Origin of the sequence: Pseudomonas sp. GW456-L13 (genome assembly GCF_017350115.1) — a bacterium.
In the GTDB taxonomy this organism is placed as follows: Bacteria; Pseudomonadota; Gammaproteobacteria; order Pseudomonadales; family Pseudomonadaceae; genus Aquipseudomonas; species Aquipseudomonas jessenii.
The window spans coordinates 786,463-806,500 of record NZ_JACNAS010000001.1; the positions used below are offsets into that span (position 1 = coordinate 786,463).

Sequence of the window (20,038 nt, forward strand, 5' to 3'; positions counted from 1 at the left end):
GCTCGCGATGGACTCGAAAGCGCCGCGTTTAACCACTAAACACGCGTTTTCGTTAACGACCATCGCGGGCAGGCTCGCTCCTGCAGGGGTTTTGCAGCGTCAGAAACGGGCCTTGACCGATACCATGAAGTTGCGTGGATCACCGTAGTAATTGCCAAACGTCTCGGTACCAATGGTGGCGTAGTAACGCTTGTCGAACAGGTTGTTGCCGTTGAGCGCCACAGACCAGGTGTCGTCGATGCGATAGCCTATGCGACCGTTCCAGACGGCATAACCCGACTGGCTGATCTTTTTTGCACTGTTGGGTGAAACCCGAAAGTTATCGCTCTGCGCGTTGACGCCGGCACCAATGCTGAACCTTTCAAGAGACCCGCTCAGGGTGTAGTCGCCCCACATGCGCAATACATGCCGAGGCACATAGCTGTTGAACGCAGCGCCGTTCAGACTCGTGTCGATGTCATCCAGGGTCTTGGTCTGGGTGTAGGTGTAACCCGCCAGCAATTGCAATCGCTCAATGACTTCACCGCTGATTTCCGCCTCGAAGCCCTGGGCCCGGACCTTGCCGGCATTGACGTAGCAATAGCCGTCAGAGGATGGACAAGACGAGTTGTAGTCGGTTTGCGCCTGGTCTTTCTGGATCGTGCGAAACAGATTGAAAGAGCTGTTCAAGCGACCGTCGAACCACGCCCCCTTGATCCCCAGTTCATAGCTCTGGCCCACCAGAGGCTTGAGGGTCGAGCCGTCTTCGGCCCGCAAGTTACCCTGGGGCGTGAAGATTTCCGCATAGCTGGTATAGGCCGTGAGGTTTTCATTGAGGTCAAGCAACAGCCCGGCAAAAGGTGTGACCTGCCCCGTTTCCTTGGTGCTGGCGTGTTCGGACGTACCCGAACTGATGAACACCGAATCGGTATCGGAGCTGTACCAGCTGACGCGGCTGCCAACGACGAAGGTCAACGGTTCCGCCAGTTTCAGGCGCAAGGTCGAGTAAGCCCCCTTCTGTTTGGTCACGCTATCGACCGGACCGCCACGAGACGAGTTGTCGATGAAGAAACTGTCGTCCGGCTCCGGAATATGTTTGTCGGGATTGAACACATTTTGCCGTTGCGGCAGAAACGCCACCGAGTAGAAGTCGTCCTTGTTCGAACGACTGGCATTGAAACCCACCACCAGTTCGTGTTGCAGGCCGAACCCATCGAACTTGCCATCCACGTAGGCGTCGAGGCCGTAGTCGACTTGATCGTAGTCGTACATGCTGCCCAGCACACCGGTGGTATCCACGCCAGGCGTTACCGCCCCGGAGGCGAACGCGTATTTGATGTCCTGGGTGTTTTTTGTGTAAACGCTGGCGACTTTCAATGCCCAGTCTTCGTTGATCTGGTGTTTGAGATCGCTGAAGACCGTTGTGCGTTTACTGCGCCAGGTGTTCCACGACGGATCGAGGCAGGTTGAACGACTGAGCTTGAGGTCGCTGCCATCCTTGTAGCGCGGCAACCCGCCCCAGCACGGGTTGGCGTCGACATCTTCATAGGCCAGGCCCACCCCGAGCGTGGTGTCCGGGCTCAAGTCGACATCGAGCGCGCCGTAATACACCTGGTCCTTGCGACTGGCATCGTCGACAAAGTAATGCCGGCTCTGCTCAGCAATCACGGCGCGGCCGCGCAGGGTGCCCGAATCGTTCAGTGGGCCGCCGGTGTCGACCTGTGCGCGATAGTTGTCGTAACTGCCGCCCGACAAGGTGATCTCGGTGTGAGGCGTCGCTTGCCCGCGTTTGCGCACGAAGTTCACCCCGCCCGCCGTGCCGCCCGCGCCTTTCATCATGCCGGCGGCACCGCGCAGGATTTCTACCCGGTCGTAATACGCCATATCCCCGCTGAAACTGTCGGCCTGAACGTAGAGGTTGCCCATGTCCAGTGGCACGCCGTCGTACTGGTACTGGCCGGACATGCGGAAACCGCGCGAGTAAAAGTATTTGCCGCCCATGGTCGAGTCGTAGACGGTGATGCCCGGGGTCTTCTCCATCACTTGATCGATGGTGTTGAGGTTCTGGTCATCGAGCATCTTGCGGGTCATCACCGTCACCGATTGCGGTGTTTCCCGCAGGGAATGTTCGCCTTTGCCGATAGTGATCGCTCCGGTGGTGTACGACCCGCTGTTCTCGGTCGTCGCGCCCAGCTCCTGCCCATTGATGTTGGTGGCGCCCAGTTCCAGCGCCGAACCGGACACAGGCGCCGCCCGCAGGATGTAAGTACCGTTGCCCTGGGGCTCGGCTTGCAGGCCGCTGCCACCGAGTATGCGTGCAAAGCCTTCACTGACACCGAAAGAGCCTTTCAGCCCGGGGGAACTGAAACCGTCGGTCTGCCGCGCATCGAACGAAATGGCCGCGCCTGCCGCGCTGGCAAAAAGACTGAGGACTTCAGTCAGGCTGCCGCCAGCGATATCGAAGGATTGAACCGAACGCTGTTGTTGCGCCGGCACCGGCGCGGCGTACGTTGCAGCAGACCATGAACCGGTTGTCGTAGCCGCCAATAATCCGAACTTCACCGCGGTCGCCAGACGACCAGACTGGTACACCCGAAACATGCTTACCCTCCCCCAAACGATCAATAAAAACTCATTGGGGGATGAGCCGAACGATGCGCATGAATAGTGCAATGGCGCAGAAATTATTTTTATCGGCGTCGCGGATTAACCCGTAGCACCACAGGAAACATTGACCCAATAGCGGCTGTAGCGGGTGACACGCAACGACAAACCACTCTCCAGCGCTGCCAGCGCCACGTCTGTGTCGTCAATCGGAAAAGAACCGGAAACCTTCAGGTCGGCGATGCTCGAATCGCAGCGCAGAACACCCCTGCGATAGCGCGAAAGATCGGCCAGCAACTCGGCCAAGGGGCGGTTGATCGCGATAATGCTGCCCTGGCGCCACGCCCCGACCGAGGCATCGCTCGATTGCATTGCACCCAACCCGGCAGGACCGAAGGCCATGCGTTGACCAGCCTCCAGCCGTGCCTTCGATGGTGACACGCTCACCTCTACGGCCTTTTCCAGCACCGCCACTTCGCTGCCGCGTCCCTGGGAGCTGACGATAAACCGCGTGCCCAACGCCCGGACCTCGCCATCTCGAGTGACAACCTTGAACGGCCGCTGCGCAGGGTCGACGGCGGTCGAAACGAGAATTTCCCCTGCCAGCAACTCCAGCACCCGCTGCCGGCCATCGAAACGCAAGTTGACCGACGTCTGGGTGTTGAGCAGCAGCGAGCTGCCATCGGCCAGGCGAAATTCCCGACGCTCGCCCACTGCCGTGCGGTAGTCGGCGAACAGGTCCCGGGTTACCTCACTGCGCCAGCCCAACCACCCGAGGGAGCCCGCCGACGCCAGCACCAGCACGCTGCGCAGCACCTGGTGACGGGACCGATCGGCTCCGCGCAAGGCCGGCGCAGCCAGTGCGCCCGGAACCCGAGCCATCTGCTCACCGACGTCGGTCATGCGCTGCCAGGCCTGGTGATGCCCAGGATCAGCCGCCAGCCAGGCGCGCCAGGCCACCTGATCGGCATCCGTTGCAACACCGGAGTGAAGCCGCGCGTACCACTGCGCGGCGCTGCTGATCGCTTGCAGTTCGGCGGGCGACAGGCTCATGCGAGCTGCAACTGGATTTGCATCAGACAGCAATGCTCCATGGCCTTGGCCATGTGGTTGTTTACCGTACGCACGCTGACGCCCAGGCGCTCGGCGATCTGTGGGTAGGTCAGGCCATCGAACTGCGAGAGGATGAAACTCTGCTTGATCTTCGGCCCCAGTCCTTGCAGCAACCGATCAATCTCCATCAGTGCTTGCAGCAAAATCGCCTGTTCCTCCAGCGATGGCTGTTGCCGTTCGGGAGTGGCGGCCAACGCTTCAAGATAGGATTGCTCCAGCGAGCGGCGGCGAAACAGATCAATCAACAGCCCCTTGGCGATCATCGACAGATAAGGCCGCGGCTCGCGGATCTCCAGTGCGCTGCGTGCCTTGATCACCCGGACAAAGGTGTCCTGCGCCAGGTCCGCGGCATCGAACGCGTTCCCCAGACGCTTGCGCAGCCAGCCATGGAGCCAACCGTGATGGTCGCAATACAGGTCGTTGACGGCGCTGCGCAGGGATAAATCGTTGGCGGACATGAGAGTGGAATAATTCGCGAGTGATAATGACTCGCATTGTCATATTTGTAACAGCTGATTGGCAATAGCCATGGGGGGCAATCCAGAATGTCCAAGTGAGCAGAAGGACATTCCGGAATTTGCCGATCTGGGGGATAACCGTTGAATCGTGACTGTCTTATCGCTTGAAAACGACAATCAAACCTCGGCATCAAGCAGCTCGAACTTCACTTGATCCGGGTAGAACGCCAGATAACCGCGGATTTGCTCTACCGACACCTTGGGGTCTTCGTAACTCCACACCGCGTTGGCGCTTTCATGCCCCGGCACCTGCAGGCTGAAATAGCTGGCATCGCCCTTGTAGGGGCAATAACTGGTGTGGTCGGTACGGGCGAAATACTTCTCGTCGATGTCCTCTCGCGGCACGTAGTACACCGGCGGGTAGTTGGCCTCCAGCAACACCAGGGCCCGCGCCGAGGCGGCCACTTGAATGCCGTGAAATTTTACCAACAGACAGCCAGGCTGCTCGGCGATGGTGATGACAGGGCTAGGACCGGAGCTTTTCATGGAAAACGTTCCTCATGACGGTAATGGACCTGCAAATCGATGTGGCAGCGTGGCTTGCCCGCGATGGGCTGCGCAGCAGCCCCAAAACCTGAAACCACGATTTATCAGGTATAACCCAAGTTTTACCCTCGCGACTGCTTCGCAGCCGAACGGGAGCGACACACAAACCTGTACATCCATACAGATAAAGATTGCTCCATCGTTCATCAAGCGCCATTCTGTGCATCTCTGGCACATTGATCGACGATGGTGGTTATGCGGCTGTACCTCTGTGAAAAACCTTCCCAGGCCAAAGACATTGCAGCAGTCCTCGGCGCCCGGCGCCGGGGCGATGGCTGTTGGCTGGGAACGGACGTCACGGTGACCTGGTGCATCGGCCACTTGCTGGAAACCGCACCGCCGGATGCCTACGACGCGCGCTACAAGCGCTGGGTGCTGGCCGACCTGCCGATCATTCCCGAAAAATGGAAAATGACCGTCAAGCCGCGCACCGCCAGCCAGTACAAGGCGGTCAAGCGCCTGCTCGGTGAAGCGTCCGAACTGATCATTGCCACGGACGCCGACCGCGAGGGCGAGATGATCGCCCGGGAACTGGTGGAGCATTGCCGCTATCGCGGTCCGATCCGCCGGCTCTGGTTGTCGGCACTGGACGATGCGTCCATCCGCAAGGCCCTCGCGGCCCTCAAACCGGGGAACGAGACCTTCAGCCTCTATCACTCGGCCCTGGGGCGTTCCCGGGCCGACTGGCTGATCGGCATGAACATGAGTCGGCTGTTCACCCTGCTGGGGCGCCAGTCTGGCTATCAAGGCGTGTTGCCGGTCGGCCGGGTGCAAACGCCGACCTTGCGCCTGGTGGTGGATCGCGATCGCAGCATCGCCGACTTTGTGCCCGTCCCCTATTGGGCCATCGACGTGCAACTGCTGCACAACGGCACCGCGTTCACGGCGCAATGGCGCGCGGCATCCGAGCTTTGCGACGACCAGGACCGCTGTCTGAATCAGGCATTGGCGCAACAAGCTGCGGCCGCCATGAGCGGCGCGGCCAGTGCGCGGGTGATCAAACTGCGCACCGAACGGATGCGCGAAGTGGCCCCGCTGCCGTTCGACCTGGGTACCCTGCAGGAGGTCTGCTCAAAGAAACTCGGCCTCGGCGCCCAGGAAACCCTCGACATTGCCCAGGCGCTGTACGAGACCCACAAAGTCATTACCTATCCGCGCAGTGATTGCGGCTACTTGCCCCTGAGTCAGCACAGCGAGGCAACGGCCATTCTGGCGGCATTGCGTCAGGCCGATCCGGCGTTGAACGCCTTGCACGATCACCTTGATCCGCAACGGCGCTCACGGGCCTGGAACGATGCCAAGGTCAGCGCGCACCACGGCATCATCCCCACGGCTGCGGCGAAGAACCTCGAACGTCTGGCGGGTAAACAGCGTGCGGTCTACACCCTGATCCGCGCCCGATACCTGGCGCAGTTCCTGCCCAATCACGAGTACGACCGCACCCAGGCCGATTTCGACTGCGCCGGCGAGGCCTTGCGCGCTGTCGGCAAGCAGATCATCGAGCCGGGCTGGAAACGCGCCCTGCCCGAAGCACTGGCTCCGGCCAAGGGGCGCGAAGCCCCGGCACCGCAGACTCTGCCCAACCTGGCCGAAGGCATCGACTGCGCAGTGGCCGGCGTGCAATTCAAGGACCTCTGGACGCAACCGCCAAAGCCGTTTACGGAAGGCGACCTGATCAAGGCCATGAAGAATGTCGCCAAACTGGTGCAAGACCCGCTGCTCAAGCAAAAGCTCAAGGACACCACCGGCATCGGCACCGAAGCGACGCGTGCGTCGATCATTCAGGGCCTGCTCGACCGTGGTTATCTGGTCAAGAACGGCAAGGCCCTGGCCGCCACGCCGGCCGCGTTCAGCCTGATCGACGCCGTACCCCGGGCCATCGCCGATCCGGGCACCACGGCGATCTGGGAGCAGGCGCTGGACATGGTGCAAAGCGGGGAAATGAGCCTGGAGGAGTTCGTCACCAAACAGGCGGCGTGGATGAGCAAGCAGGTCAGTCGCTGTGCCGGCCTGAGCCTGACCATCAGCGGTCCACCGCCCGGCGGGCGCGCCGCAACTCCATGGAAGAAAAAGCGCAAGAGCGCCCCGCGCAAACCATCGAGCGGCACCAGGCGCGGGGCAAAGCCGGCAAGCAAAACCTGAACCCGACACCGAACCTTGTGGCCAACCATAATGAAGGGTGCACCTGCCCCGGCGTAACTGGAGCCAACCCGTATGCCTTCGATAGAACTGCACGCCGCCCAACGCGATGAACTGGAAACCATCGAGAACCTTATGCAGTTCTATACCTACGACTTCAGCGAATGGTTACCGCTGAAACTGGGCGAATACGGTTTCTTCAACATCCTGCCCATGCCCGACTACTGGCGAAACCCGGCCACCCGCCCCTTCCTGATCAAGGTCGACGGTGAACTGGCCGGCTTCGTGACCGTGGATAACCAGGTCCATCTATCCGGTGCCGACTACAACATCGGCTATCTGTTTGTCAGTCGACGCTTTCGTGGCCGGGGTGTCGCGCGATTTGTCGTTTCCACCCTCTTGAGTCAATTCCCCGGTCAATGGCAGATTTTCCATATCGAGGCGAATCAGCCGGCGCGCCTGTTCTGGGCCGCCGTGATGCCGGGGCTCAACGTTGCCGGGCTCACCTTGCATCAGCAGGTGGTAGACCGCTATCCCTGCACTTTTTACCGCTTTGAGTGTCCGCCTTTGTCGTCCTGACCGACACACCTTCGACTCCACCCGCTAATTCCCAACAGCTTTGTCCGACAATATGTAGTGACTAAAAATATTCACTACAAAACCGTTGACGCCTCCGATTTGCCCTTGCATGATGCAGACGTCTCCCCGATCGGGAGTACAGGCAACACGTTTGAGCAAGCTCGTCTGACCGCCGAGCTGTTTTTCCCGGATACACGCTGCCCACAAGGCAGATTGAAGAAGCTGACCTGGCCTGAACGTCCAGTACAAGGGCGAGAAGTCTTGGCGAGCAATCCTCATGAAGCTTGTGGCCGACCCTGAAAATGTCGGCAGTGGCCTTAAGGTTTTCGCCGCTTCTCTTCGTTGTGACGCTATTGCGTAGCAGTTATTCAACACGACTACATGCAACAGACGCAGGACCCCGCCCGATAAGGCGGTCGAACGCTGACGTCCTGGTTTCGGTGCCAGGGATCAACTAACCGATGGGCTACCTGTATTAGCGAATCAACTTTGAAAGATCACCAATTGGTCAAGGGGCTTTATGATGAATCTGAACAATCAACCAACTATCGATGAACTGGCTCGTATTTTCGCTGCAAAGAAAGACAGCCACGACAACCATATTCTCTGGATCAGCAAGTGTGGCCAGGTTCATATCGACTGCCTGTCGCCGCACGCCCATGAAGCAGAGTTCGACCAGAACAACCAGAACCTGCTCGCCCGACTGAAGATGTACCGTCGCGGCCAGGGCTATGTCGGCAAGAAGGCCGCGGCCGACAAGGACTTCATCGGTAATGTTCTGCAAACCCTGAAACAGGCCTGGGCCTCGATGCAGAACCAGAACGAAGTTCGGGTGATTGACCGGTTCTACTGATTAAGATGAGTCATTACTGACTTATTGATAAACAAGGCCTGCTCCCGATAAGGAGCAGGCTTTTTTATGCTGGAATAAACATCAACTGTGGGAGCGGGCTTGCAGCGGTCACAAGTTCCGCCATCTCAGCGTTTGACGCCCAGATCGACCTGGGTCATGCGACTACGAATGGTGAACACGCCATCACCCGAGAGAATCGCACTGCGAGCAAACAGGCGCCCGCTCTCCCAGTTCGAAAGCCCCAGTTCCGGCTTGTTCAACGCGTACTGGCCATCGACCCAACGGGTGATGCCATTGCCGACAAAAGGCGCGTTGACCGCGTTGTAGAAACGCTCCTGAGCCTCGGCACTTTCACTGATCAATGACACGGTGAATTGCGGGCTGTAGCGATTGAACAAGGTAATGCCATCGTCCAGGTTGTCGACGATCTTCAGGCTGACTTCCGGGGTTTCTTCCCACTCCCATTCACGGCCCAATTGATCTTCCGGCAACGGTTCGGCCTGCGCCTCGCTCTGATAGCCTTCGGCACGGTATACCTGGACCGTTGCAGCCAGCCAGTCTTGCGGCAGGTGCGACTCGCTGCCTTCAACGATATGCAGCTTGCAGCCCTGGCCCCGTGCGGTGCCGGCCTGCTTGAGTGCGTCGAGGAACAGCGGCACCAGTTCAGCGGCGCGGTCGCGGTGAATCAGGCAGACGTTCAGGGTGTTGCAGACCTTGCGGTCCAGGGAGTTGCGCACCACGGCGGCAAAGCGCGGGGCGTCGGCATCGGCGTTGGCGATCAGCCAGGCGCCACCGGTGCCGTGCAGGCTGACCGCCGTACCGGCCTGCTGCGCGATGCTGCCCAACTGACTGACGGCGCGACCCGAACCACGGGCCACTGCCAATGACAGGCGTCGGTCAGCGAACATCGCCCAACCGGCGGCGTGGTTGACACTTTCTACCAGCGACACGGCTCCGGCCGGCAAACCGGCGTCGCTCAGCGCAGGGTTCAGTGCATGGGTGACGATCGCCTGGGCGGTGCCCAACGCATCACTGCCAATGCGCAGCACGGCGGTGTTGCCGGTACGCAACACACCGGCCGCGTCGGCAAACACATTCGGTCGGCCTTCGAAGACGAACGCGACGATGCCCAGCGGCGAGACCACTTGCTCGACTTTCCAGCCGTCGTGCTCGACGCTACTGATCACCTTGCCACGACTGGCCGGTGCATCGCGCCAGGCGCGCAGGCCGGCGATCATGTCGCGACGCATGCGCTCATCGGCCAGCAACCGGGTGGTCGAACGACCGCGCGCCTTGGCCCGCTCGATGTCGGCCAGGTTGGCGGCTTCGATCAAGGCCCAGCATTGCGCGGTTTCCAGGCGTTGGGCAAACAGGTCGAAGAAGGCGCTGATGGCTTGATCGGACACTGCCGACAGCGCGGTGAATGCCGCCTGGGCGCGCTCGATCGCGACGTTGGCCGCTTGCTGGTCCGCCACGGGGATCAGCAGCAACTCGCCGCTGACCTGCTCCACCAGCAGGTGGTCACCGGGCTGGAAGCGTTGCGCCAGTTCGGGGCTGACGACAGTGACACGATTACCGGCGAAAGGGATTGGCGTGCCAGCGACTAGACGTTCGAGCGCAAGAGACATGAAGCGGTTTCACCATGCAGGGGGCGGCCAGAAAATGTATAGCAATTTCCCTGTGGGAGCGAGCCTGCTCGCTCCCACAGGGGGTAAGCGATGGCCGTTTACGTATCTCAGTGTATACAGCCCCACCCCAGACACACCCCGCACTCAAAACCCCGCCACAACGACACACCGCAGATACACCCCATTGATGAAATACGCCTGTCGATTGGCCAAGCCGATCAAAGCGCTCAACTCTCGGGGGTATGCCGTTGCCCCGCCGCCCTGACCTGAAAGAGAACTACGCCCATGAACACTTCCGTTTCTTCGGCCGTCAAAGGCCTGCACCTGAACCTCGACCGTGCCGGCGACTGGTTTGCCCCCCTGGCGCTGCGGGTGTTTCTCGCCTGGGAATTCTTCGAGTCCGGCCTGGAAAAATTCAACGGCCAGAACTGGTTCGCCGATATCCAGGAGCGCTTCCCGTTTCCGTTCGACCACCTTCCAGCGACGCTGAACTGGGAACTGTCGATGTGGGCCGAACTGATCTTCGCCTTGACCTTGCTGGTGGGCCTGGGCACACGTTTTTCGGCGCTGAGCCTGATGGTGGTGACCCTCGTCGCAACCGCCGCCGTCCATTGGCCCGCCGACTGGCACACTCTCAATGAACTCGCCCAAGGCTATGCCATCAGCAACAAGGGTTACGGCAACTTCAAGCTGCCTTTGATCTATCTTGTGGCCCTCACGCCGCTGTTGCTGTCGGGTGGCGGCAAGCTCGGTATCGATGCGCTGCTGGCGCGTTGCTTCTGGCGACGCTGAAACGACAGCTGCAACGCCGACAAACAAAAAGGGGACTTCCATGAAGTCCCCTATTTTTTTTCCCCGGAACTAACCCATCACCTCTTCCAGCCCGGTCTGTTCCGCCAGCTTTGGATGCGCGCTGCGCTCATGCACATGGGATTGCGGCGTGCGGTCAATCAGCAGGCTCAGCAGTTCCGGGCGGCTGTAGTGGCCACGGGAATCCATCATGCGCTTGCGCTTGTCGATCAGGCCCATGTCGAGGTCGGCGATCACCTCGCCCTCACCTTCATGCAACGAACCCAGCACCGAGCCATCCGGGCTGATGATCGCGGTGTAGCAACCGCCGGAGATCGGACCGATGGCGCAACCGGTGTCGGCCATGATCTGCGCCTGTTGCTCGGGGTACAGCCACGCCGTGGAGTTGACCACAAAGCATGCGGCCTCCAGAGCATGCTGACGAATGCTGACTTCCATTTGCGAGGCGAACAGCGGACCTGCAAACGACCCCGGGTACATGGCCGCATGGATCTGTTCGCCATCGGCCATCAAGGCATAACGGGCCAGCGGGTTGAAATGCTCCCAGCAGGCCAGTTGCCCGATGCGCCCTACCGCGCTGTCGACGGCCCGCAGGCCGGAGCCGTCGCCCATGCCCCAGATCATGCGCTCGTGGTAGGTCGGGGAAATCTTGCGGCGACGCTGGATCAGCGAGCCGTCGGCATCGAACAGCAACTGCGTGTTGTACAGCGTGCCGCCATCGCGCTCGTTGACGCCGATGGACACGACCATCCCCGCTTGCCTGGCCGCAGCGCCGATGGCATCGGTGGCGTGCGAAGGCACGGTGACCGCCTGGTCCAGCAGCTTGAGGTGTTCGGCGGCCATTTCGAATGGCGACTGCACGTAGGAAAAGTACGGGTAGTACGGCACCACGGTTTCCGGGAATACGGCGAATTGCACACCCTGCTCGCCGAGTTCGAGAATCTTCTGCACCACTTTGTCGACGGTGCCTTCTCGGCTGTAAAGAACAGGGCTGATTTGTACGGCGGCGGCTTTGACGAGGGTCATGGCGGCGATCTCATTGAGGGAAAGGTTTCAACGAGATAAATATTACGTAAATAATATTAAGACCTGAATGTCGTATACACCACCTTTCAGGACATCACGATTCAGCCCCGACTGGCACGCTGAATCACCTGCGGCGGCTGCCCGAACGCACGAATAAAAGCGCGGCGCATCCGCTCCCGGTCACCAAAGCCGGTGTCCGTCGCTACCGCATCGATAGAGTGCCGTCCGGTTTCCATCATCAACCGGGCCGACTCCACCCGCAGGTTTTCGATGGCCTTGGCCGGAGACTGGCCGGTTTCGGCATGAAACACCCGGCTGAATTGCCGAGGGCTGAGATTGGCCGCACTGGCCAGCTCCTCGACCGACAGCGCGGACTTGAGATTCTGCCTGGCGTAATTCAGCGCGGCCTGTATGCGATCGGTCTTGGGGGCCAGCTCCAGCATCACCGAAAACTGCGACTGCCCGCCGGAACGCCGGTGATACACCACCAATTGCCGCGCCACCTTGCGTGCAACGTCGATGCCCAGATCGTTCTCCACCAGGGCCAGCGCCAGATCGACGCATGCGCTCATGCCGGCAGCCGTCCAGACGTTGCCGTCGTTGATGAAGATCCGGTCTTCCTCGACCTTCACGTTCGGGTACGCCTTGCGAAAGGCCGACACATGCGCCCAGTGGGTGGTCGCCCGCCGACCATCAAGCAAACCGGCCTGGGCCAAGGCAATCGCCCCCGTGCAAATCGATCCCAGACGCCGGGTGCCGTGGCTGGCGCGGCGCAGAAACTCCAACATGCCCGGCGTGGTCGGGCGGATCAGATTGTCGCCCAGGACCAGCAGCGTATCGAACGCGCGCTGGTCGAACGCTTCGGTCTGCACTGCAAAACCGGCGGACGTTTGCACCAGGCCACCCGGCTCGGACAGCAATGCAATGCGGTACAACGGCTCGTCGCCGGCGCTATTGGCCAACTCGAAGGCGGCACACATGGCCAGGCCCAGAACCTGGAAGCCGGGGTAAACAATGAGTCCGATCTGGTGCATGGCGATATGACCCTAAACGTGGCATGCCTGATGTTCAGGCCAGAAGACTTGTACTCTAACCCGAACAGCAGGCGCCGGGCATCAGGGTGGAGCACCTCGCGCATCGGCCGATAGCGACGGATAATCAGGTGGTTTGCATCTCACCGAGGAATTGCAGGATGTCACTGACTCTTTATTTCCATCCGCTCTCGTCGTTCTGCCACAAAGCGCTGATCGCTCTCTATGAACTGGGAATCGAGTTTGAAAAAAGGGTCATAGACCTGGGTAACGAGGCTGACCGGGCCGAGCTTCAAGCGCTGTGGCCGATCGGCAAGTTTCCGGTGCTGCGCGATCACGCCCGGCAAAAGGATGTGCCGGAGTCGAGTGTGATCATTGAGTACCTGGACCGGCTTCATCCCGGCCAGGTGCATCTGGTTCCGGACGACTGGGAAACCGCGCTGGAGGTGCGTCTGTGGGATCGTTTTTTCGACCTGCACATCCAGGTGCCGATGCAGAAGATCGTCGCTGACAGAATCAATGCCGCAAACGGCGACCTGACCCGCGAACGCGCCGCGCTAATGACGGCGTACGGCATGCTTGAACGTCAGCTGGCGGCAAGAACATGGGTCACCAGCCCCGCGTTCAGCATGGCCGACTGTGCCGCCGCCCCGGCACTGTTCTACGCCAGCACCCTCGTCCCCTTTCCCGGCGATCATCGCCACTTGAGTGCTTATTTCGACAGGTTGACCCAAAGGTCCTCGGTCAAGCAGGTCATCGACGAGGCAAGGCCGTATTTTTCCTGGTACCCGTTTGCAGAGGCCATCCCGGAGCGCTTTCGGTAGTGACGCCAGCGCGACCGGGGAACGGGAGGCAAAAACCAACGAGTCGACGAGTCGACGAATAATAACCGTCGGTCGAGTGTTATCTGATTATGCAGGAATAAAAAAATGGCAGGGGCGGCTGGATTCGAACCAACGCATGGCAGGATCAAAACCTGCTGCCTTACCGCTTGGCGACGCCCCTGTATCTGTTGCGATGAGTGCCTGGCACTCGCTTTCTTGAGTGGCAACAAGACCTGTTGCCTGCTCTCGCGGCTGGTTCCCTGAGGGCCGCTGCAAGAGTGGGCGCAAATTTACCAACTTTTTCCTCGCCTGGGAAGCCCAAACAAAAAAAATTGTTCATTAAAACAGGCGCTTAGTGTTGAGCCGGATCTCGGGGATTTATCGGCGCACATTCAGCCCGAACAGCTCTGCTACGCTTTTCTTTACTCGAATTGAATCGGGAATCGTTTATGCAACACCCTTCCCTTGCCATTTGAGGGCGCCAAAAGTGAAAGGCAAATTAATGGGGGCCGCTGCAACCCTTCTGGTACTCGGGACCGCGGTTTATGGGTTGAACACCTGGGAACACATCCAGAACCAGCGACAGGAAGCGGTCTGCAAGGCCGCCCGGGAGCATCTGAATGACCTGGAAACCCAAGCGCGAGCCTTGGCCTCCGGGTTGACGGTCGAAGCCTATGCCGAAGCCGAAAAAGCCGAGGCCGGCCAGTTGGTCCTGGCACTCGATACCGCCAGGAATGAAGCCGAGGTCGATGCCGTCATCGACAAGCACGCCGCTGCCATCGAGGCGCAGATAACGGCCGAGGAGGCTGAGGTCCAGTCCCGAGGCGAACAACCCTTCCTCGGTCAGGAACTGAAAAGGCAACGCATCCCGACCGACGTCAAACAGGAATTCAAACGAGCTGAAAAGGCCGTCGCCGATACCTGTAAATAGTGTCGACCGCCAGCTCCAGGTTTATCGTCAGCGTCTGGAATTCAGCAAAAGAGGTTTCGGCTGGAACAGGTGAGCGCGCCGTTGCAGCGCACTCACCGGTCACTCAGTGCGGCGCGCGCGGGATGGTCTTGAGCAGGTCTTCGGGGCTGATGTGCCCCACCACGCTGCCCGGTTGCGGCAGGTTGAGGATGTGGCCTTTCATCTTGCCGATGATGTGCATTTCACAAGGCTTGCAGTCGAACTTCAACGTCAGCACTTCATCGCCGTGTATCAGCTGCATCGGTGCAACTTTGGTGCGCACGCCAGTCACGCCCTTGGCCTGTTTCGGGCACAGGTTGAAGGAGAAACGCAGGCAGTGCTTGGTGATCATCACCGGCACCTCGCCGGTTTCCTCGTGGGCCTCGTAGGCCGCGTCGATCAGCTTGACGCCGTGGCGGTGATAGAAGTCGCGGGCCTTCTGGTTGTAGACGTTGGCCAGGAAGGACAGGTGCGACTCCGGGTACACCGGCGGCGGCGTGGTCTCGGCCTTACGGCTGCCACGCGGGTGGGCGGCGATCCGCGCTTCGGTCAAGGCGTCGATCACTTCACGGCGCAGGGCCTTGAGCTGCGAGTTGGGGATGAAGTACGCCTGCGGCGCGTCCAGCTTGATGTCGATGGCGTGGTACTGCGTGGTACCCAGTTGGCCGAGCAGATCCTGCAATTGCTCCAGCGCCTGTTCCGGTTTGTTGGCGGCGCCGAACGGGCCGGCCAGGGTGACGCTGGCGCTGATGCCCTCTTCGCTGGTAGCGGTCAGTTCCAACTGCTCTTCACGCAGGCGAGCGACCCAGTTCAGGGCAATTCGACGCTCGGCGGAGGTCTTTTGCAGCGCCTGTTGCCAGTTGTGATCAAGGTTGCGATTCAGCGGATGATTGGGGCGCAGCTTGTACATCCCCTCCGGCATCTCGTTGGGCTCGACGCGATAGCGATAACGCTTCTCGCCGTCCTCCTCGAATTCGCCTTTGGGTTCGGCGATGTTGGCGCGGAAACCCACCACTTCACGCTTGACCAGCACATTGAGGCCGTCGCCGTTGGACAGCGGTTCGTGCGTCACGACCTGCATGTCGCGCTTGGCGACTTTTTCGACCACACCCACCGGCAGACCGGTGAAGGTCGGCGAATCAAAGGCGCCAATGTCGATCTTGCGGTCAGTGACGAAGTAATCGGTGCTGCCACGGTGGAAGGTTTTTTCCGGGTCGGGCAGGAAGAAGTGCGCGGTGCGGCCGCTGGAGGCACGGGCCAGGTCCGGGCGGTCTTCGAGCACGGCGTCGAGGCGCTGACGGTAGTAGGCAGTGATGTTTTTCACATAGCCCATGTCCTTGTAGCGGCCTTCAATCTTGAACGAGCGCACGCCGGCCTCGACCAGGGCGCGGATGTTGGCGCTCTGGTTGTTGTCCTTCATCGACAGCAGGTGCTTTTCGTAGGCGATCACCCCACCCTTTTCGTCCTTGAGGGTGTACGGCAGACGGCAGGCCTGGGAGCAGTCGCCACGGTTGGCGCTGCGCCCGGTTTGCGCGTGGGAAATGTTGCACTGGCCGGAAAACGCCACGCACAACGCACCATGGATAAAGAACTCGATGGCTGCGTCGGTTTCGTCGGCGATGGCGCGGATCTCCTGGAGATTCAGCTCACGGGCCAGCACCAGTTGCGAGAAACCGGCCTGATCGAGGAACTTCGCCCGCTCCAGGGTGCGGATGTCAGTCTGGGTACTGGCGTGCAGCTCGATCGGCGGAATGTCCAGCTCCATCACCCCCAGGTCCTGGACGATCAGCGCATCGACGCCGGCGTCGTACAACTGATGGATCAGCTTGCGGGCCGGTTCCAGTTCGTTGTCGTGCAGGATGGTATTGATGGTGGTGAACACCCGGGCGTGGTAGCGACGGGCGAACTCCACCAATTGGGCGATATCACTCACTTCGTTGCAGGCATTGTGGCGGGCGCCGAAGCTCGGGCCACCGATGTAGATGGCATCGGCGCCATGCAGGATGGCCTCGCGGGCGATGGCGACATCGCGGGCAGGGCTGAGCAATTCCAGGTGATGTTTGGGCAAAGACATAGTTTTTTTAGTCAGGCTTGTCACGGTCGAGGCGTGCATTGTAGCGGCGAAACGCCTGAGCGGCACCCGTGCGCTGCCAGGTGGTGCTTCGAGCAGGCCTGGCATGCCTCAAACCCTGTAGGAGCGAGCATGCTCGCGATGGCCGCCAACGATAACGCTGGCAACCTGATGCCCCGAGTCGCTCTCAGGTTCATCGCGAGCAAGCTCGCTCCTACAGTATTGTGTGTGTTGCCGTGATCAGGCCTTGGCCGCCATCGCGGTCACTTCCACGCGCATGCCTTCAACCGCCAACGAGGCAACCCCGACAGCAGCGCGCACCGGCCAGGGTTTGGCGAAGTAGCGCTTGTAGACCTCGTTGAACGCGGCGCGGTCGGCCATGTCGGTGAGGTAGATGGTCAGGTGCATCACGCGGTCCATGGAACTGCCGGCTCGCTCCAGCGCGACCTTCAGCGCTTGCAGGGTGCATTCGCTTTGCAGGGTGATGTCGCCCAGTTCCAGGCTGCCGTCGGCGCGGGTGGGGATCTGGGTGGAGACCAGCACGCCGCCGAAACCGACAACGTCGGAGGAAATCGAATCCGCATCGGGATCAGGGGTGAAGGTCAGGTCGTGGTTTGCCATGAGGACTCTCTTGCTTGAGGTGGTGAGGCAGGCGCCTTTTGCGCGGCCAGTTTACAGGGCCATTGGCGGCGCGTCGCTAATCCAGACCGGACGGCTGCTGGTGACCGGTGGCCTGCCGGTACTGGCGCGGGGTGAAACCGGTCAATGCCTTGAACTGCCGGGTGAACGCACTGTGGTCGGTATAGCCGCATTGCAGGGCGACCTCGGTGATCGGCATATCGGTGTGGAGCAGTCGATGCGCGTGTTCCAGGCGAACCTTCTGGATCATCTGCCGTGGCGTCAGGTGAAACACGCGCTTGCAGTAGCGTTCCAGTTGCGCCACGGAAATACCGGCGATGCGCGTCAACTCGCCCAGGGTGACGCGACGGTTGAAATGCGCGCGAATGTGCTCGTCCACTGCCGCCAGGCGCTGGTACGCCGGGTGCGTGTCACTGGCCGATTGCAGGTCGACCGAGATGCCCGCCAGACCGATGATTTCATTGCGGCGGTTATACAACGGTCGTTTATGGGTCAGGCACCAGCCGGGTTCCCGGCTGCCGTACAGATGCAGCTCCAGCTGGTCTTCCAGCACCAGCCCCTGCTCCAGCACCCGCCGGTCCTGCTCGGTGTAACCAGGCCCCAGTTGCTCCGGGAACACCTCGGCGCTGGTTTTCCCCAGCAGCGGTTTTAGCTGCTTCAAGCCACAGCGTTGCACCAGCGTGCGGTTGGCCATGACATAGCGCGCCTGCACATCCTTGATAAAGATCGCCGCATTCGGAATGACATCCAGCATGGGCAGCAGAAGCGCGACACCTGCCAGCAGTTGCTCGATGGATTCGGGGCGATTCGAGTCGTCGCCCTGGCACAACAGCGCAAACGCATCCTGAGTCATCAACCGGTCCCTCGCAAAAATCAGACATTTCCCATTGTGCTGATTTCGTCATCGACACCCAAGGAAAACATCAATCGCGGGCACGCCGCCAAGTTCACTCTATGGCCACCGCCCTCCTCGGCAAAACCGACCGGGGCGTCTTGAAGTGCACACCTGCCTATCCAATAACTCACAAGAAGGCGATGCCATGTCAGGCCAAGGCAAGTTCAAAAAACAACTTTCGTTGATAGACCTTACGTTTATCGGACTGGGGGCCATCTTCGGTTCCGGCTGGTTGTTCGCAGCCAGTCACGTGTCCGCCATCGCGGGGCCGGCGGGGATCTTTTCCTGGCTGCTGGGCGGTTTTGCGGTGCTGCTGCTGGGCATCGTCTACTGTGAACTCGGCGCAGCGCTGCCCCGTGCCGGCGGTGTGGTTCGCTACCCGGTTTACTCCCACGGCCCGTTGCTGGGTTACCTGATGGGCTTCATCACGCTGATCGCGTTTTCCAGCCTGGTGGCCATCGAGGTGGTCGCCGCGCGCCAGTATGCCGCTGCGTGGTTTCCCGCATTGACCCAGGCCGGTTCCAGCAATCCAACGGCGATTGGCTGGCTGGTCCAGTTCGGCCTGCTGTGCCTGTTCTTCATGCTCAACTACTACAGCGTGAAAACGTTCGCCAAGGCCAACAACTTGATCAGCATGTTCAAGTTCATCGTGCCGCTGCTAGTGATCGGCGTGCTGTTCACCTTCTTCAAACCAGAGAACTTCCAGTCCCAGGGCTTCATGCCGTTCGGGCTGTCAGGTGTCGAGATGGCTGTGTCCGCCGGCGGCATTATCTTCGCCTACCTGGGGCTGACACCGATCATCTCGGTGGCCAGCGAAGTGAAGAATCCCCAACGCACCATCCCGATTGCACTGATCCTCTCCGTACTGCTGTCCACCGCCATCTATGTGTTGTTGCAAGTGGCGTTCCTCGGCGGCGTGCCGACCGAAATGCTCGCCAACGGTTGGGCCGGCGTGGCCAAGGAACTGGCCCTGCCCTACCGCGACATCGCCCTGGCATTGGGTGTGGGCTGGTTGGCTTATCTGGTGGTGGCCGACGCGGTGATCTCTCCCAGCGGTTGCGGCAACATCTACATGAACGCGACACCGCGAGTGATCTACGGCTGGGCGCAGACCGGCACCTTCTTCAAGGTCTTCACCCGCATTGACGAAAAGTCCGGCATCCCGCGTCCGGCGCTGTGGCTGACCTTCGCCCTGTCGGTGTTCTGGACCCTGCCCTTCCCTTCCTGGGAAGCGCTGATCAATGTGGTCTCCGCCGCGCTGGTGTTGAGCTACGCCGTGGCCCCGGTGTCGGTGGCTGCCCTGCGCCGCAATGCGCCCGACATGCCGCGCCCGTTCAAGGTCAAGCGCATGGGTGTCCTCGGCCCGGTGTCGTTCATCATCGCCGCGCTGATCGTCTACTGGTCTGGCTGGAGCACTGTGTCCTGGTTGCTCGGCCTGCAAATCCTGATGTTCGTGGTGTACCTGCTGTGCGGACGTTTCGTGCCGACCCAACACCTGAGCCTGGCCCAACAAGTGCGTTCTTCGGCGTGGCTGATCGGCTTCTATGCCGTGACCATCGTGCTGTCCTGGCTCGGCAGCTTCGGCGGCATGGGCGTACTCACCCATCCCTTCGACACAGTGGTCGTGGCGGCCTGCGCGATGGGCATCTACTACTGGGGCGCGGCCACCGGGGTGCCGGCGCATCTGGTTCGCCTGGAAGACGAGGACGGTGAAAGCCAAGCCGATCCTGTTCACACCGGCACGACCGCAGGCCAGCGTCCGATTGGTGTATCCGCCCAGACCTCTCGCTGAAATTCAGGCCAGCAAAGCCTGCGTGTTCCTCAAATGGAAAGG

At 60.6% G+C, this 20,038-nt stretch carries 17 protein-coding genes and 1 tRNA gene; 7 read left to right on the plus strand and 11 right to left on the minus strand.

The annotated features are described in order from the left end of the window. Nucleotides 1-99: 99 nt before the first annotated feature. The 4 genes from J4D25_RS03390 to J4D25_RS03405 all read right to left on the minus strand — a co-directional run bounded on the left by J4D25_RS03390 (nt 100) and on the right by J4D25_RS03405 (nt 4,700). The gene (locus tag J4D25_RS03390) at nt 100-2,580 is read right to left on the minus strand and encodes a TonB-dependent receptor (protein WP_057715233.1); all 2,481 of its coding nucleotides are present in this window, start codon (nt 2,578-2,580) and stop codon (nt 100-102) included. A gap of 105 nt (nt 2,581-2,685) precedes the next feature. Then, on the minus strand, nt 2,686-3,636 hold the full coding sequence (locus tag J4D25_RS03395; protein ID WP_057715234.1) for a FecR domain-containing protein: 951 nt from the start codon (nt 3,634-3,636) through the stop codon (nt 2,686-2,688). After that, nucleotides 3,633-4,154 (minus strand): sigma-70 family RNA polymerase sigma factor, encoded by a 522-nt coding sequence (locus tag J4D25_RS03400; protein ID WP_057715235.1) that lies wholly within the window; start codon nt 4,152-4,154, stop codon nt 3,633-3,635. Before J4D25_RS03400 ends, J4D25_RS03395 begins: the two co-directional genes overlap by 4 nt. A gap of 177 nt (nt 4,155-4,331) precedes the next feature. Then, the gene (locus J4D25_RS03405; protein ID WP_057715236.1) at nt 4,332-4,700 is read right to left on the minus strand and encodes a DUF427 domain-containing protein; all 369 of its coding nucleotides are present in this window, start codon (nt 4,698-4,700) and stop codon (nt 4,332-4,334) included. 255 nt (nt 4,701-4,955) lie between these two features. On the opposite strand from J4D25_RS03405, the gene J4D25_RS03410 reads away from it, so the two are divergent. The 3 genes from J4D25_RS03410 (at nt 4,956) to J4D25_RS03420 (ending at nt 8,331) form a co-directional block, all read left to right on the plus strand. Next, the gene (locus J4D25_RS03410) at nt 4,956-6,902 is read left to right on the plus strand and encodes a DNA topoisomerase III (RefSeq protein WP_057716625.1); all 1,947 of its coding nucleotides are present in this window, start codon (nt 4,956-4,958) and stop codon (nt 6,900-6,902) included. A 72-nt stretch (nt 6,903-6,974) separates the two neighbouring features. After that, nucleotides 6,975-7,478 (plus strand): GNAT family N-acetyltransferase, encoded by a 504-nt coding sequence (locus J4D25_RS03415; RefSeq protein ID WP_057715237.1) that lies wholly within the window; start codon nt 6,975-6,977, stop codon nt 7,476-7,478. A gap of 523 nt (nt 7,479-8,001) precedes the next feature. Further along, nucleotides 8,002-8,331 (plus strand): hypothetical protein, encoded by a 330-nt coding sequence (locus J4D25_RS03420; protein ID WP_032829393.1) that lies wholly within the window; start codon nt 8,002-8,004, stop codon nt 8,329-8,331. Between the two features lie 125 nt (nt 8,332-8,456). Here the strand turns inward: J4D25_RS03420 and J4D25_RS03425 are convergent, their stop codons facing one another. Beyond that, entirely contained in the window at nt 8,457-9,959 is a 1,503-nt protein-coding gene (locus tag J4D25_RS03425; RefSeq protein ID WP_057715238.1) for an aldehyde dehydrogenase family protein, read from the minus strand. Nucleotides 9,960-10,244: 285 nt separating this feature from the next. Here J4D25_RS03425 and J4D25_RS03430 point away from each other — a divergent pair, with 285 nt between their 5' ends. After that, entirely contained in the window at nt 10,245-10,751 is a 507-nt protein-coding gene (locus J4D25_RS03430; protein ID WP_057715239.1) for a DoxX family protein, read from the plus strand. Nucleotides 10,752-10,820: 69 nt separating this feature from the next. Here J4D25_RS03430 and J4D25_RS03435 read toward each other — a convergent pair whose 3' ends face one another. Together J4D25_RS03435 and J4D25_RS03440 are read right to left on the minus strand one after the other, a co-directional pair. Beyond that, on the minus strand, nt 10,821-11,795 hold the full coding sequence (locus J4D25_RS03435) for a nitrilase-related carbon-nitrogen hydrolase (protein WP_057715240.1): 975 nt from the start codon (nt 11,793-11,795) through the stop codon (nt 10,821-10,823). Nucleotides 11,796-11,896: 101 nt separating this feature from the next. After that, nucleotides 11,897-12,829, minus strand: a complete 933-nt coding sequence (locus tag J4D25_RS03440; RefSeq protein ID WP_057715241.1) for a GlxA family transcriptional regulator — start codon at nt 12,827-12,829, stop codon at nt 11,897-11,899. 158 nt (nt 12,830-12,987) lie between these two features. Between J4D25_RS03440 and J4D25_RS03445 the strand changes: the two genes are divergently transcribed. After that, entirely contained in the window at nt 12,988-13,650 is a 663-nt protein-coding gene (locus J4D25_RS03445) for a glutathione S-transferase family protein (protein ID WP_057715242.1), read from the plus strand. A gap of 106 nt (nt 13,651-13,756) precedes the next feature. On the opposite strand, the gene J4D25_RS03450 is transcribed toward J4D25_RS03445, so the two are convergent. After that, nucleotides 13,757-13,831, minus strand: a tRNA-Gln gene (locus J4D25_RS03450). A gap of 321 nt (nt 13,832-14,152) precedes the next feature. Here J4D25_RS03450 and J4D25_RS03455 point away from each other — a divergent pair. After that, nucleotides 14,153-14,581 (plus strand): hypothetical protein, encoded by a 429-nt coding sequence (locus tag J4D25_RS03455; RefSeq protein WP_057715243.1) that lies wholly within the window; start codon nt 14,153-14,155, stop codon nt 14,579-14,581. A 103-nt stretch (nt 14,582-14,684) separates the two neighbouring features. Here the strand turns inward: J4D25_RS03455 and J4D25_RS03460 are convergent, their stop codons facing one another. The 3 genes from J4D25_RS03460 to J4D25_RS03470 all read right to left on the minus strand — a co-directional run bounded on the left by J4D25_RS03460 (nt 14,685) and on the right by J4D25_RS03470 (nt 18,162). After that, complete coding sequence (locus J4D25_RS03460) at nt 14,685-16,673, minus strand: U32 family peptidase (RefSeq protein ID WP_057715244.1); 1,989 nt, start codon at nt 16,671-16,673, stop codon at nt 14,685-14,687. 237 nt (nt 16,674-16,910) lie between these two features. Continuing rightward, a complete protein-coding gene (locus J4D25_RS03465; RefSeq protein WP_008021538.1) occupies nt 16,911-17,291 on the minus strand; it encodes a RidA family protein in 381 nt (126 codons plus the stop codon). Between the two features lie 76 nt (nt 17,292-17,367). Beyond that, nucleotides 17,368-18,162: an AraC family transcriptional regulator gene (locus tag J4D25_RS03470; RefSeq protein WP_057715245.1), complete on the minus strand. Its 795-nt coding sequence runs from the start codon at nt 18,160-18,162 to the stop codon at nt 17,368-17,370. A 187-nt stretch (nt 18,163-18,349) separates the two neighbouring features. Here J4D25_RS03470 and J4D25_RS03475 point away from each other — a divergent pair, with 187 nt between their 5' ends. Further along, nucleotides 18,350-19,996, plus strand: a complete 1,647-nt coding sequence (locus J4D25_RS03475) for an APC family permease (protein ID WP_057715246.1) — start codon at nt 18,350-18,352, stop codon at nt 19,994-19,996. Nucleotides 19,997-20,038 lie beyond the last annotated feature (42 nt).

What these genes read in the sequence shown, in the direction of transcription:
- J4D25_RS03390 (WP_057715233.1), bottom strand. Translation starts at nt 2,580, where the DNA reads ATGTTTCGGGTGTACCAGTCTGGTCGTCTGGCGACCGCGGTGAAGTTC.
- J4D25_RS03395 (WP_057715234.1), bottom strand. Translation starts at nt 3,636, where the DNA reads ATGAGCCTGTCGCCCGCCGAACTGCAAGCGATCAGCAGCGCCGCGCAG.
- J4D25_RS03400 (WP_057715235.1), bottom strand. Translation starts at nt 4,154, where the DNA reads ATGTCCGCCAACGATTTATCCCTGCGCAGCGCCGTCAACGACCTGTAT.
- J4D25_RS03405 (WP_057715236.1), bottom strand. Translation starts at nt 4,700, where the DNA reads ATGAAAAGCTCCGGTCCTAGCCCTGTCATCACCATCGCCGAGCAGCCT.
- J4D25_RS03410 (WP_057716625.1), top strand. Translation starts at nt 4,956, where the DNA reads ATGCGGCTGTACCTCTGTGAAAAACCTTCCCAGGCCAAAGACATTGCA.
- J4D25_RS03415 (WP_057715237.1), top strand. Translation starts at nt 6,975, where the DNA reads ATGCCTTCGATAGAACTGCACGCCGCCCAACGCGATGAACTGGAAACC.
- J4D25_RS03420 (WP_032829393.1), top strand. Translation starts at nt 8,002, where the DNA reads ATGAATCTGAACAATCAACCAACTATCGATGAACTGGCTCGTATTTTC.
- J4D25_RS03425 (WP_057715238.1), bottom strand. Translation starts at nt 9,959, where the DNA reads ATGTCTCTTGCGCTCGAACGTCTAGTCGCTGGCACGCCAATCCCTTTC.
- J4D25_RS03430 (WP_057715239.1), top strand. Translation starts at nt 10,245, where the DNA reads ATGAACACTTCCGTTTCTTCGGCCGTCAAAGGCCTGCACCTGAACCTC.
- J4D25_RS03435 (WP_057715240.1), bottom strand. Translation starts at nt 11,795, where the DNA reads ATGACCCTCGTCAAAGCCGCCGCCGTACAAATCAGCCCTGTTCTTTAC.
- J4D25_RS03440 (WP_057715241.1), bottom strand. Translation starts at nt 12,829, where the DNA reads ATGCACCAGATCGGACTCATTGTTTACCCCGGCTTCCAGGTTCTGGGC.
- J4D25_RS03445 (WP_057715242.1), top strand. Translation starts at nt 12,988, where the DNA reads ATGTCACTGACTCTTTATTTCCATCCGCTCTCGTCGTTCTGCCACAAA.
- J4D25_RS03455 (WP_057715243.1), top strand. Translation starts at nt 14,153, where the DNA reads ATGGGGGCCGCTGCAACCCTTCTGGTACTCGGGACCGCGGTTTATGGG.
- J4D25_RS03460 (WP_057715244.1), bottom strand. Translation starts at nt 16,673, where the DNA reads ATGTCTTTGCCCAAACATCACCTGGAATTGCTCAGCCCTGCCCGCGAT.
- J4D25_RS03465 (WP_008021538.1), bottom strand. Translation starts at nt 17,291, where the DNA reads ATGGCAAACCACGACCTGACCTTCACCCCTGATCCCGATGCGGATTCG.
- J4D25_RS03470 (WP_057715245.1), bottom strand. Translation starts at nt 18,162, where the DNA reads ATGACTCAGGATGCGTTTGCGCTGTTGTGCCAGGGCGACGACTCGAAT.
- J4D25_RS03475 (WP_057715246.1), top strand. Translation starts at nt 18,350, where the DNA reads ATGTCAGGCCAAGGCAAGTTCAAAAAACAACTTTCGTTGATAGACCTT.